Here is a 12903-nt window from a genome sequence, read left to right on the forward strand (position 1 = left end):
GGGAGTGCCTCGTTCCCCCATCGGTGAATTCCTCGACGTGAACGGCGTCGCCGTCCACGTCCGGCAGGACGGTGCCGGGCCGCCGTTGGTGCTGCTGCACGGGTATTGCGGGTCGGTGCACTGGTTCGACAGGCTCACCCTCGGCCTGGCCGCGCGACATCGGGTGATCCGGGTGGATCTGCTGGGACACGGGTGCACCGGTGGTTCGTCGGGTTTCGACGCGGCGTCGCAGGGGCGCATGGTGGCCGCCGTCCTCGATGCGCTGGGCGTCGAGGATGTCCTGGTCGCCGGGCACTCTTTCGGTGCGGACGTCGCCTTGGCGCTGGCCGCGATCTCCCCGCGAGTCGGTTCCCTGGTGCTGATCGGACAGGCGCCGGACTACAGCTACGCGTCCTTTCCACCGGGCAGTTCGGTGCTGCTGCCGATGGTCAGCGCGCTGGTGCGGCGGGTCGCCGATCGGCGATGGGTCCGGTTCGCTTCCCGGTTCCGCCGAGGCGGCTGGTTCGACGATCCCTTGCGGGACTTGGCCGATCACGCCGTCACCGCGCCGGCGATGGCCCGGGTGGTGCTCGTGGAACGTGCGCGACTACTCGCGTTTCGTCCTCTCGATGCGCAAGTGGCGGCCTTGGGGTTGCCGTGCCTGGTGATTCTCGGGCGACGGGACCGTTTTTACGACTGTGACAAGACTTTCGCGCGGTACTCGGCGGCAGGGGCCCGCGTGGAGGTCGTGGAGGACGCCGGGCACTCGCCGTTCTTGGAGCGGCCGGGCGAGGTCGCTCGGTTGCTTCGCGAGTTCAGTGGGTCGTGAGTGGCGTTTCGGGTTGTTGAGGGGTAAGGCAAATGTGGCGTGTTGCGAAAGCCACTTTCGCACCGTCAGTTCAAAGTGATCGACCCGGGTGGTGGTGAAGGCCTCCTTGCCTACTCTGAAGGTAGGGAAGGGGCCCTTCGCTACGCCGTCGACGTGGCTTTCGCGACACGATCGAAGGCGGCCATGAGCGGACCGCCCACCGCACCCGACACGTTCGCCTTACCCCTCAATAACCCTCTTTGCCACTCACGACCCCATCGCCAAACCGCGCGAATCGCTCAACTCGGGCACTGACACCTCGGAAAACGTCCCTTATGGACAGTCAGGAAGGTGTCTCGTCGGCGAGTCCCGCTCCTGCCGCCGACTCCGGCACGCCACGTTTGCCTTACCTCTCTATAGAACCCGAAACGCCACTCACGACCAGCGCGCCCCACGACCGACTTGCCTCTTACGTGCTTGCTTCCCCGATCGCCTGATCCAGCACGGCCAGCCCTTCCGCCAGTTCGTCCTCGGTCGCGGTCAGCGGGGGAGCGATCCGGAAGACCCCGCCCATCCCCGGCAACTGCACGATGTTCATGTGCAGCCCCAGTTCGAGGCAACGCCGGGTGACCAGGGCGCCCAGTTCGTCGGAACTTTGCTTGGTGGCTCGGTCCACGACGAGTTCCACGCCGACCAGCAGACCGCGCCCGCGGATGTCGCCGACGACGGGGTGACGGGCGGCGAGGTCGTCGAGACCGCGGCGGAGGAAGGCACCCAGTTCGGTGGCGCGTTGGTCGAGCCGGTCGCGGGTGAGGACGTCGAGCACGGTGTTCCCGACGGCCGCCACCAGCGGGTCCGCGACGTGCGTGGTGAAGAACAGGTAGCCGCGGTCGTGCGCCTCCTGCTCGATTTCCGCGCTGGTGATCACCGCCGCCAGCGGGAGTCCGGCGCCCAGCGTCTTGGAGAGCGTGAGGATGTCGGGGACGACGCCGTCGCGTTCGAACGCGTACCAGTTTCCCGTGCGGCACAAGCCGGTCTGTGCCTCGTCGAGGATCAGCAGCATCCCGCGTTCGCGGCACTTCTCTCGCAGAGCGGCGAAATACCCCACCGGTGGTTCGATGATCCCGCCCGAGCTGAGGATCGGTTCGACGATGCACGCCGCGAGGCTGCCGACGGACTGGGCGTCGATCATCTCGAACCCGAAGTCCAGCTGCCGCTTCCAGTCCAGTTCCCCTTCCGGGGTGAGGAAGTCCGGCCGATAGGCGTTCGGCGCGGGAATGGCGAAGTTGCCGGGCGAGGTCGGCCCGTATCCCTTGCGGCCCGCGCTGTAGGTCGCGTTCGCCGCCGCTTGCGTCATCCCGTGCCACGACCTGGCGAACGACACGATCTCGTGCTTCCCGGTCACGAGTTTCGCCATCCGGATCGCGGCCTCGTTCGACTCCGCGCCGGTGGTCAGCAGCAGCGCCTTTTCCAGCGGTGACGGCAAAGTCTCGGCCAATCGTCGTGCGAGGTCGACGACGGGGCGGCTCAGCATCCCGCTGAACAGATGGTCGAGCGAGCCGATCTGCCGTCGTACGGTCTCGACGATCTCGGGATGCGAATGCCCGAGGATCGCGCTCATCTGCCCGGAAGTGAAGTCGAGGATCCGCCGCCCGGACTCGGTGAACAGGTAGCTCCCGGCGGCGTGGTCGATGATCTCGCGGGTGAAGTCGCCGGCCCCGGCGTAGCGCACGAGGTGCCGGTCGGCGTCGGCCCAGAAACGGTCGGCGGTGGACAGGTCGGTGATGGGAGCAGCCATGTCTCGACGGTAAGTCCCCGCCGAGCGACACGTCCATCTCGCGATTCCGGCTGTGCTGTGCGGCTGATCCGTACAACAATGGCGCCATGCTCAACCCCTGGAGGCTCAGCCTGCTGAGCAGGCTGGACACGCTCGGCACCGTCCGCGCGGTCGCGAAAGCGGCCAACCTGAGCGCGTCGAGCGTGTCCCAGCAGCTCGCGGTCCTCGAGGCCGAGACGCGCACGCAGCTGCTGGAGCGCACCGGTCGCCGCGTCCGGCTGACCCCGGCCGGGCGGATGCTGGCCCGCCGCGCGAGGGAGATCCTCGACCACATGGACACCGTCGAGGCCGAGCTGCGCGGTCTGGCTGAGGGACCGGCGGGGCTCGTCCGCCTCGGCGCCTTCCAAAGTTCGATCCACACCATCGCCGTCCCCGCGGTGAACCGGCTGGCGCGCTCGCATCCGCGCCTGCAGATCGAACTGCTCGAACTCGAACCGCACGTGAGCATGCCCGCGCTCCGCGTCGGTGACGCCGACGTCATCATCACCACCACGGACTTCGTCGAGCAGCCGCTGGGGCCCGACGTCGAACTCGTACCGCTCGCGACCGACCCGATCGTGCTCGTCGTCCCGCCCGGTCATCCGGCCGCGGGCCGCGGCCTCGCCGACCTCGCCGCCTACGCGAGCGAGCCCTGGGCGTTCGACGTCCCCCAGTCGTACATGGCGAACCTCGCCACCCGGCTCTGCCGCGAAGCCGGTTTCGAGCCGCGCGTGATCGCCCGGTTCAGCAACTACATGATGACCTTGCAGCACGTCGAGGCCGGGCTTTCGATCGCTCTCCTGCCCGGCCTCGCCGTCGACCGGCGCTACCGCGTCGCCACCCGTGAGCTCGCGACGCCGGTCGACCGCTCCATCACCGCGGCGATCAGGCGCGGGTCCGCGCCTCGCGCCGCCGTCGACCTGGTTCTCGAGGCGATCCGGAGTCATCCGGAACTGCCGCTGTGAACCCGTGCCGCCGCGCCACCAGCACCACGGCCAGCGTCGGCACGAGCAGCACCAGGACACTCCAGGGGAACGACCCCGCGCCGAAGCCGTCGAGGAGGACGCCACCGGCGATCCCGCCGCCCGCCATCGCCGCGTTCCACAGGGTGACCAGCATGGCCTGCGCGATATCCGCCGCGCCGCCCTTGTCGCCCGCCTGCGCGGCGGCGGTCTGCAGCAGCGTCGGGATGCCACCCCAGCCGAGCCCCCACAGTGTCACCGCGAGATAGACCAGTGCCGGGTTTTCACCCGGCAGAGCCAAAATCGTCGCTCCGAGCGCCACGAGAAGGGTGCCGCCGACGGTCAGCGGACGCAGCCGGCGGTCGATGAAGAGGCCGACGAACCAGATGCTGACCATCGACGCCAGCCCGAACAGCAGCAGGATCCGATCGACCGAGCCGCCCATCGACACGTGTCCGAGGAAGGTGGCGATGTAGGTGTAGAGGATGTTGTGCGCCAGCACGAACGTCAGCGTCACGAACAGGACCGCGGCCACGCCGGGCACGGCGAGGGTCCGGCGCACCGGGAGCCTGCCGCCCTTGTCCTGCCCGGGGAAGTCGGGGACGGCCAGCGCGATCCAGCCGAGCAGGCCGAGCGCGAGCGCCGACATGAGCGAGAACGTCACTTGCCAGCCGAAGAGGCCGCCCAGGAAGGTGCCGGCGGGGATGCCGAGCGAGAGCGCGAGCGGGATGCCGGTCATCACGACGGCGATCGCCTTGCCCCGCACCGGTTCCGGCGCCAGCCGCCGGGCGTAGCCGGCCAGCAGGGCCCAGACCACGCCCGCCGCGATGCCGGCGACGAACCGCGCGCCGAGGGTCAGGGGATAGTTCGTGGACAGCGCCGTGACCGTGTTGGCGACGGCGAAACCGGCCACTCCGGTCAGGAGCAAGCGTTTGCGGCGCCAGCCCGCGGTCGCGGCGGACAGGGGGATCGCGGTCAGCGCGGTGCCGAGGGCGTACACCGTCACCAGTTGCCCGGTCGCCGCTTCGCCGACGCCGAGGCCGGCGCTCATCGCGGGCAGCACCCCCGCGGGCAGGGCTTCGGTGAGGACGGTGACGAACGCCGCCGTGGTCAGCGCGAGCAGCGCGCCGAGTGGGAGTTTCGCGGTCATGCTCCGTATGCTCGAACCATCACATAGATGTGAAGGTCAAGTCGGCCGGGGTGAGGTGGCGCACATGCGGATCGGGAAGCTGTCGGAGCGGACGGGCACGTCGCGCCGTCTGCTGCGGTACTACGAGGAGCAGGGACTCATCGTCTCGGAGCGGCTGCCCAACGGCTACCGCGACTACGCCGAGCCGTCGGTCGACCGGGTCATCCAGGTCCGCGGCCTGCTCGACGCCGGGCTGCCGACCCGGATCATCAAGCAGATCCTGCCGTGCCTGGACAAACCCCGGCAGATCTACTTCCCGGACGCGACCCCGGAGATGCTCGGAACCCTGGAAGCCGAGCGCGACCGGATGACCCGGCGTGCCGAATGCCTGCTCCGCAACCGGGACGCCATCACCGAGTACCTCGACGCCGTCCGCGCCTACGACCCGGCGTCCTGAGTCGAAGGGACTTTCCTCGCACGGCCTTGACAGGGCGAGAAAGCGCTTTCAGGATGTGGGCAGGAAAGCGCTTTCAAAGGAGAACGGATGACCACGCGGAAACTCGGCGTCGTGATGAACGGCGTCACCGGGCGGATGGGCTATCGGCAGCACCTGGTGCGCTCGGTCCTGGCGATCAGGGAGGCCGGCGGGGTCGAGCTGGCCGACGGTTCGCGGGTCCAGCTGGAGCCGGTCCTGGTGGGGCGCAACGCGGACAAGCTCGAAGAGATCGCCACCCGGCACGGCCTGACCCGCTGGACCACCGACCTCGACGCCGCGCTCGGCGACGACGACCTCCCGCTCTACTTCGACGCGCAGCTGACCGCGGTCCGCGAGAAGTCGATCGTCCGTGCCATCGACGCGGGCAAGCACATCTACACCGAGAAGCCGGTGGCCGAGTCGGTCGAAGGCGCGCTCGCCCTGGCGCGGCACGCCGAGGCGGCCGGGGTCAAGAACGGCGTCGTCCACGACAAGCTGTACCTGCCCGGCCTGCTCAAGCTGAAGCGCCTGATGGACAGCGGCTTCTTCGGCCAAGTGCTGTCCGTGCGCGGCGAGTTCGGCTACTGGGTCTTCGAGGGCGACTGGCAGTCGGCGCAGCGCCCCAGCTGGAACTACCGCGCCGAAGACGGCGGCGGCATCGTCGTCGACATGTTCTGCCACTGGAACTACGTACTGGAGAACCTCTTCGGGGCCGTCAACGCCGTGACCGCGAAGGCCGTCACGCACATCCCGGAGCGCGTCGACGAGAAGGGCGACCGCTACGCCGCCACGGCCGACGACTCCGCGTACGCGATCTTCGAGCTCGAAGGCGGGATCATCGCCCAGCTCAACTCGTCCTGGTGCGTGCGGGTCCACCGCGACGAACTGGTCGAGTTCCAGGTCGACGGCACCAAGGGCAGCGCAGTCGCGGGCCTGCACAAATGCGTCATCCAGCCGAGGGAGGCGACGCCGAAGCCGGTGTGGAACCCGGACCTCGCCGAGACGCGGTCGTACCGTTCGCAGTGGCAGGAAGTGCCGGACAACGAGGACTTCGGCAACGGTTTCCGCGCACAGTGGGAGCAGTTCGTCCGCCACGTCGTGGAGGACGCGCCGCATCCCTACGACTTCATGGCGGGGGTGCGCGGCATCCGGCTCGCGGAAGCCGGCCTGGAGTCCTCGCGCGAGAACCGCCGGGTCTCGCTGGGCTAACGCCCGAAAACCGCTCCCGGGTCTTCCACGATCAGCACCGAGATCTCCCGGATCTTGCGGTTCGTGTGCTGTGACGCCTCGGTAAGCCAGCGGAAGGCTTCCTCGGCGTTCAGCTCCAGACGTGCCATCACGATCCCCTTCGCGGTGGCGATGGCGTCCCTGGTCTCCAGCGCGGTGACCAGGGTCTCCGCCTGTCGTTCGGCGGCGGCCCAGCGGGACGCGGTCAGGATGATCGCCGAAATCGCCGAGGTGAACATCGCGACCAGGGCCGCCTCGACCGGGTCGAAGGCGTTCTCCTGGAAGCTCCAGACATTGAGGGCACCGGCCAGCGGCTCGGTCTCGCGCCGCTTGAAGTGGGATTCGCCGGGGACGAACAACGGGCAGGCCAGCGCGGTCCGCACGCCGAGCTGGTCGGCGGCGGCCGCGAAATCCGGCCAGCGCGCGGCCGCGTCGGTGTCCAGCAGGGTGCGGACGATCGACGCGCTCTCGGCGGCTTTCAGGCAGGGGCCTTCGTCCGCGCTGTACTGCGCCTTGTCCAGGGCCAGCAGGGACTCGTCGGTGGCGGCGACGGTGCTCGGCTCGTTGTCGGAGTACAGCGTCACCGTGGCCGCGTCCGCGCCCGGCAGCAGCCCGACCACCTTCTTCGCCACCCGTTCCAGCAACTCGTCGCGGGGCTCGTCGAGCCGCATCGACTCGGTGAGCTCCCGCAACGCCGAAGCGGTGTCGCGAAACTGATCCATCATGGCCCTTTCCCTCGGACGGCGGATTTCGCCGACCACCAAGAACGTACTCGTTCCGGCTAGCCGGGCATTGGCCGATTCGGGCTAACCCGTGGCCGGTGACCCGCCGGTTCGGTGCTCATCAGGCCCTCGCCGCGGGTGAGCCCGGGCAACCGCTGCTCGAACCGGGCGACCTCTCCCGTGGGCAGGACACCCGTCAGCTCGGCCCGGTCGCCCCGCGCCACCGAGCCGGTGACGGTGCCGCCGCGTTCGACCAGCCGGGAGAGTGTCGCGGTCACCGAATCGGCGGGCAGTTCCACCTCGATCCGGCTGACCGGTTCGAGCACCTCGGTCCCCGCCTCCCGGAGCGCTTCTTCCAGCACGAACGGGGTGATCTTGCGGAAGTCGCCCGCCGCGCTGACCGGGCTGAAGTAGCCGGTGTGGGTGACGGTCACCACGCAGTCGATGACCTCCCGGCCGGACGGGCCACGCCGCAGCGTCGCGTCGACGGTCTCCTCGATGGCCTTGTGGAAGGCGAGCGGGAGGGAGCCGAGTTCGACGTCGAGGCCGAAGGTCAGCCCGGTGCCGATCGGCCGTTCGACACAGACCGGCAGGGTGAGGCTGAACGTGACGTCGAGGCCGTGCTGAGCGGCGATCGTCTCCGCGATGATCTCCTTCTGCACCTCGCCGTGGAGCCGCACCGAGATCCGGCGGGTCTCGTCGTCCTGCCGGACGGTGATCAGCGGATCCAGTTCCGCCAGTTCCCGCAAGGCCGCGAACACGGCGGGCGTTTGGGCGGGCAGGGCGGGGCTGGCCACGGTTTCCAAGGCGGGCGGCGGAAACCGCGTGGTGGCGTCCTCGCCCTCGGGAACGCCGATGAGGTCGCCGATCCGGATTTCCTTGAGCCCGGTGACCTTGGCGATCTGACCGGCTCGCGCGCGGCCCTCGACGGTCTCGTCGCCGAGTTCGGAGACGTGCACCGAGCTCACCTTCCCTTCCGCCGTGACCGCCCCGCCCGGGCGGTGGAACCGGACGTGGTCCCGCGCGCCGATCTCGCCGGAGAACACGCGGACATAGGCGATCTTCTCGTGCGCGCGGCCGCGTTCGATTTTGAACACCGTGGCGCGCAACCGGCTGTCCGGCACCGGTTTCGCCGCTCCGGCAAGGAATTCGCGGATACCGGAAGTCAGCTCGGCGATCCCCTCGCCGCTGCGCGCGGAGCCGAAGAATACGGGGGAGACGTGGCTGAGCCGGGTCTGTCGGACGACCTCGGCCCGGTGGTCCTCGGCCGTCACGGTGTCTTCGAGATACGCGGCGAGGAAGGCGTCGCTGTGCTCGGCCAGTCGTTCGGCCAGCCCGGGCGATGGTGAGATCGGCCGGACCTTCGCGCTCGCCGTGCCGATGCCGTCGACTTCGGACATCGGCACGCAGGCGACGCCGAGGCGTTCGGCGAGCTCGGCTGGAAGGCCGTCGTGGCGAGCGCCCGCCCTGTCGATCTTGTTGACGAAGAACAGCACGGGGATCCGCAGGCGGGCGAGCGCGCGCATGAGCACGCGGGTCTGGGCCTGCACTCCCTCGACGGCGGAAACGACCAGAACGACGCCGTCGAGCACCCGCAGCGCACGGTCGACCTCGGCGATGAAGTCCGGGTGGCCGGGCGTGTCGATCAGGTTGACGTGCAGGTCGCCGACGCGGAAGGCCACGACGGCCGAGCGGATCGTGATCCCGCGACGGCGTTCCAGCTCCATCGTGTCGGTGTGGGTGTTCCCGGCGTCGACGCGACCGAGGGTGCCGATGGCACCGGTGTGATGGAGCAGGCGCTCCGTCAGGCTCGTCTTACCGGCGTCGACGTGGGCGAGGATTCCCAGGTTCAGGTACTCCATGGATGAACGGCTCCAGGGCTGTCGAAAGGTCCGTACGGCTCGGGGACTCGACAGCTCGGCGCACGCCGTTCTCCTTCTTTCCGGGAAAGCACCTGGTCGCGCCGGAGCCGGGCGTTGACTTGCGGCGCTCCGTGGGCTGTAATTCTTGAACATTTCAGCGCAAGAACATGACAAGAGTCAGGAAGATTCCGCTCAGTCCCCTCCCGGAACAGAGGAATGTCATGAGAACGAGGCGCCTTCTGACGTACGCCGCCCTGTCCCTTCTTCTGGCCCCACCCGCCGTAGCCGCGAGCGAAGCTCCAACGAACCTCGCGACTCCTGCCGCCGCCGAAGCCGCCGACGCGATGTACACCGCCAGCAGCCAGCTGGCCGGCTACGCCGTTTCGAACGTCGGGGATGGCAACCAAGCCACCTACTGGGAAAGCACGAACAACCAGTTCCCGCAATGGATCCAGGCCGACCTCGGCGCGGCCACGAACATCGCCCGGCTCGTGCTCAAACTGCCAGCGGGCTGGGAAGCCCGCACGCAGACCTTCTCGGTGCAGGGCAGCGCGAACGGCACGAGCTTCAGCGATCTCGTGCCGTCGGCCGGGCACCGGTTCGACCCGGCGACCGGTAACACGGTCACCCTCGACGTCACCGGGAACACCCGGTTCGTACGGCTGAACATCACCGCCAACACCGGCTGGCCCGCGGCGCAGCTCTCGGAGTTCGAGGTGCGCGCTCCCGCGGGCGGGGACACGCAGCCACCGTCCGCGCCGGGGAACCTCGCCTACACCGAGCCGTCGAGCGGCAAGATCCGGCTCACGTGGTCGGCGTCGACCGACAACACCGGAGTCACGGGTTACGACGTGTACGCGAACGGGCAGCCGCGCGGCAGCGTCGCCGGGGAGGTCCTGACCTACACCGACGACCAGCCGGAGAGCGCGACGGTCGCCTATTCCGTGCGGGCCCGCGACGCGGCGGGCAACCAGTCGCCGAGCAGCGGCACGGTGACGAGGACCGGTACGAGGGCAGGGACGAATCTCGCGCTGGGCAAGCCGATCACGGCGTCTTCGGTGCAGCACGGTTATGTCGCGGCCAACGCCAACGACGACTCCGTGACCACCTATTGGGAGGGCGCGGCATACCCGAACCTGCTCACCGTCGCGCTCGGGTCCAACGCCGACCTCGACCGGATCGTCGTCAAGCTCAACCCCGATCCCGTGTGGGCACAGCGCACGCAGACGATCGCCGTCGAAGGGCGTGACCAGGGTGCGGCCGCGTTCACCACAGTGGTGCCCGCGCAGACGTACACCTTCACTCCCGCGAGCGGCAACACCGTGACGATCCCGGCCGGTGGCCGCGCCGCCGACGTCCGCCTGCGGATCACCGCCAACTCCGGTGCCCCCGGCGGTCAGGCCGTGGAGTTCCAGGTCTTCGGTGTTCCCGCGCCGAACCCCGATCTGACGGTCTCGGGGGTGTCCTGGTCGCCTCAGAACCCGGTGGAGACCGACGCGATCACCGTGTCGGCGACCGTCCGCAACGCCGGAACGGCGGCCTCGGGTGCGACGAACGTGAACCTCTACCTGGGCACGGCGAAGGCCGGTACGGCGCAGGTCGGCGCGCTCGCGGCCGGTGCGTCCGCGACGGTGTCGGCGGACATCGGCACCAGGGAGACGGGCAGCCATCAGCTCACCGCGAAGGTCGACGAGGCCAACTCCGTCGTCGAGCAGGACGAGAGCAACAACTCCTACACCGGCGCGACGGCGCTCGTCGTCGGTCCGGTGGCCGGCTCGGACCTCGTCGCGGCCACCGCCTGGTCGCCGAACAACCCGACGGCCGGTGACACCGTCACCTTCGCCGCCACGGTGCGCAACCAGGGCACGGTCGCTTCGGCGGGCGGCGCCCACGGTGTCACGGTGACGATCGCGGACCAGAACGGTGCCGTCGTCAAGACACTCACCGGCTCGTACACCGGCGCGATCCCGGCCGGGGCCACCGCGCCGCCGGTGAACGTCGGCACCTGGACGGCCGGGAACGGCCGGTACACGGTCAAGACCGTCGTCGCGAACGACGCCAACGAGTCGCCCGCCAAACAGCGCAACAACACCGGCACGCAAGCGCTGTTCGTCGGCCGCGGCGCGAACATGCCCTACGACCTGTACGAGGCGGAGGACGGCGTGGTCGCGGGCGGCGCGTCCGTGATCGGCCCGAACCGGAAGATCGGCGATCTCGCGGGGGAGGCGTCGGGCCGCAAGGCCGTGACACTGAACTCGACCGGCTCCTCGGTCGAGTTCACCACCCGCGCGGCCACGAACACCTTGGTGACCCGGTTCTCGATGCCGGACGCCGCGGGTGGCGGCGGGCAGAACTCGACGCTGAACGTCTACGTCGACGGCACGTTCCTGAAGGCCATCGACCTGACCTCGCGCCACGCGTGGCTTTACGGTCCCGAAGCCTCTCCGCAGAACTCTCCCGGAGCCGGGCCCGCTCGCCACATCTACGACGAGGCCAGCATGCTGCTCGGCACCACAGTGCCCGCCGGGCACAAGATCAAGCTGCAGAAGGACGAAGGCAACGGCTTGAACTACGCGATCGACTTCGTGAACTTCGAGCTGGCCACCGCGGCCGCGAATCCGGATCCGGCGCGCTACGCCGTCCCGGCCGGGTTCACGCAGCAGGACGTGCAGGCCGCGCTGGACAAGGTGCGCCAGGACCCGAACCTCACCGGTGTCTTCCTGCCGCCGGGGCAGTATCCGATGACGAGCAAGGTGACCGTGTACGGCAAGCCGATCAAGGTGCTCGGCGCCGGGCCGTGGTTCACGAGGTTCACCGCTCCGAGCGGGCAGGAGAACACCGACATCGGCTTCGACGCGCAGGCGAGCGCGAGCGGTTCGACGTTCGGCGGGTTCGCCGTGTTCGGGAACCACACCTCCCGGATCGACGGTCCCGGCAAGGTCTTCAACTTCACGAACGTCACGAACATGACCATCGACGACATCTGGGTGGAGCACCAGATGTGCCTGCTGTGGGCGACCAATGTGGACAACACGACGGTGAAGAACTCGCGGATCCGCGACATGCTCGCCGACGGGGTCAACTTCACCAACGGCAGCACGGGAAACCGGGTCACGAACAACGAGGCCCGCTCCACCGGTGACGACAGTTTCGCGCTGTTCGCCGCCACGGACCTCAACGCGGGCAACCAGTACGACAACGTGTTCGAGAACCTGACCGTGCTGCTTCCGTGGCGCGCGGCGGGGCTGGCGGTGTACGGCGGATACAGCAACACGTTCCGCAACCTCTACATCGCGGACACGCTGACGTACTCGGGGATCACGATCAGCTCGCTCGACTTCGGCTACTCGTTCCTGGGGTTCGGCCCGCGGCCGACGACCGTCCAGAATGTGTCACTGGTCCGCACCGGTGGCCATTTCTGGGGGCAGCAGACGTTCCCCGCGATCTGGATGTTCTCCGCCTCCAAGGAGTTCCGCGGTATCCGGGTGTCCGATGTGGACATCCAGAGTCCGACCTACAGCGGCATCATGTTCCAGACCAAGTACACCGGAAGCCGTCCGGAGAACCCGGTCGAGGACACGGTGCTGACGAACGTGTCGATCACCGGCGCGCACCGCAGCGGTGACGAGTTCGACGCGAAGTCGGGGATCGGGATCTGGGTCAACGAGCTGCCGGAACCGGGACAGGGCCCGGCCGTCGGCTCGGCGACGTTCACCGGGCTCATCCTAAGCGACAACGCCGAGGACATCCGGAACACGACGAGCACGTTCACGATCGACCGCGACTGAGTGCCCCGCCTCGTGAGTGGCGTTTCGGGTTAGAGCCAAAGGTGTCTTGCGTACCTACCGGAGGTGGCTGCCGGTCGATCGCGGGTCCGTGAAGGCCTCCTTCCCTACGCTCAAGGTAGGGAAGGAGGCCTTCAC

General features: G+C 68.8%; 9 protein-coding genes. 5 read left to right on the forward strand and 4 right to left on the reverse strand.

What is annotated here, in order from left to right:
* The first annotated feature begins 4 nt into the window (after positions 1-4).
* Positions 5-808, forward strand: a complete 804-nt coding sequence (locus tag AC0685_RS30660; protein WP_478228674.1) for an alpha/beta fold hydrolase — start codon at positions 5-7, stop codon at positions 806-808.
* Between the two features lie 448 nt (positions 809-1256).
* Here AC0685_RS30660 and AC0685_RS30665 read toward each other — a convergent pair whose 3' ends face one another.
* Positions 1257-2585, reverse strand: coding sequence for an aspartate aminotransferase family protein (locus AC0685_RS30665; protein WP_478228675.1), 1329 nt, complete (start codon positions 2583-2585; stop codon positions 1257-1259).
* A gap of 86 nt (positions 2586-2671) precedes the next feature.
* On the opposite strand from AC0685_RS30665, the gene AC0685_RS30670 reads away from it, so the two are divergent.
* Complete coding sequence (locus AC0685_RS30670; RefSeq protein WP_478228676.1) at positions 2672-3568, forward strand: LysR family transcriptional regulator; 897 nt, start codon at positions 2672-2674, stop codon at positions 3566-3568.
* Here the strand turns inward: AC0685_RS30670 and AC0685_RS30675 are convergent.
* On the reverse strand, positions 3489-4715 hold the full coding sequence (locus AC0685_RS30675; RefSeq protein ID WP_478228677.1) for an MFS transporter: 1227 nt from the start codon (positions 4713-4715) through the stop codon (positions 3489-3491). The genes AC0685_RS30670 and AC0685_RS30675 overlap by 80 nt on opposite strands.
* A gap of 64 nt (positions 4716-4779) precedes the next feature.
* Between AC0685_RS30675 and AC0685_RS30680 the strand changes: the two genes are divergently transcribed.
* Together AC0685_RS30680 and AC0685_RS30685 are read left to right on the forward strand one after the other, a co-directional pair.
* Entirely contained in the window at positions 4780-5151 is a 372-nt protein-coding gene (locus tag AC0685_RS30680) for a MerR family transcriptional regulator (RefSeq protein WP_478228678.1), read from the forward strand.
* An 87-nt stretch (positions 5152-5238) separates the two neighbouring features.
* Positions 5239-6378 (forward strand): Gfo/Idh/MocA family protein, encoded by a 1140-nt coding sequence (locus tag AC0685_RS30685; RefSeq protein ID WP_478228679.1) that lies wholly within the window; start codon positions 5239-5241, stop codon positions 6376-6378.
* On the opposite strand, the gene AC0685_RS30690 is transcribed toward AC0685_RS30685, so the two are convergent.
* Positions 6375-7118 (reverse strand): ANTAR domain-containing protein, encoded by a 744-nt coding sequence (locus AC0685_RS30690; protein WP_478228684.1) that lies wholly within the window; start codon positions 7116-7118, stop codon positions 6375-6377. The two genes, AC0685_RS30685 and AC0685_RS30690, sit on opposite strands and share 4 nt — an antisense overlap.
* 59 nt (positions 7119-7177) lie before the next feature.
* A complete protein-coding gene (locus AC0685_RS30695) occupies positions 7178-8980 on the reverse strand; it encodes a GTP-binding protein (protein ID WP_478228680.1) in 1803 nt (600 codons plus the stop codon).
* Positions 8981-9201: 221 nt separating this feature from the next.
* Between AC0685_RS30695 and AC0685_RS30700 the strand changes: the two genes are divergently transcribed.
* Entirely contained in the window at positions 9202-12768 is a 3567-nt protein-coding gene (locus AC0685_RS30700; RefSeq protein WP_478228681.1) for a discoidin domain-containing protein, read from the forward strand.
* Positions 12769-12903: the final 135 nt, after the last annotated feature.

Source organism: Amycolatopsis sp. NPDC043889, from assembly GCF_056435645.1.

Excerpts from the sequence above, each read along its gene's own strand:
- AC0685_RS30665 (WP_478228675.1), bottom strand. The coding sequence starts at position 2,585 with ATGGCTGCTCCCATCACCGACCTGTCCACCGCCGACCGTTTCTGGGCC.
- AC0685_RS30670 (WP_478228676.1), top strand. The coding sequence starts at position 2,672 with ATGCTCAACCCCTGGAGGCTCAGCCTGCTGAGCAGGCTGGACACGCTC.
- AC0685_RS30675 (WP_478228677.1), bottom strand. The coding sequence starts at position 4,715 with ATGACCGCGAAACTCCCACTCGGCGCGCTGCTCGCGCTGACCACGGCG.
- AC0685_RS30680 (WP_478228678.1), top strand. The coding sequence starts at position 4,780 with ATGCGGATCGGGAAGCTGTCGGAGCGGACGGGCACGTCGCGCCGTCTG.
- AC0685_RS30685 (WP_478228679.1), top strand. The coding sequence starts at position 5,239 with ATGACCACGCGGAAACTCGGCGTCGTGATGAACGGCGTCACCGGGCGG.
- AC0685_RS30690 (WP_478228684.1), bottom strand. The coding sequence starts at position 7,118 with ATGGATCAGTTTCGCGACACCGCTTCGGCGTTGCGGGAGCTCACCGAG.
- AC0685_RS30695 (WP_478228680.1), bottom strand. The coding sequence starts at position 8,980 with ATGGAGTACCTGAACCTGGGAATCCTCGCCCACGTCGACGCCGGTAAG.
- AC0685_RS30700 (WP_478228681.1), top strand. The coding sequence starts at position 9,202 with ATGAGAACGAGGCGCCTTCTGACGTACGCCGCCCTGTCCCTTCTTCTG.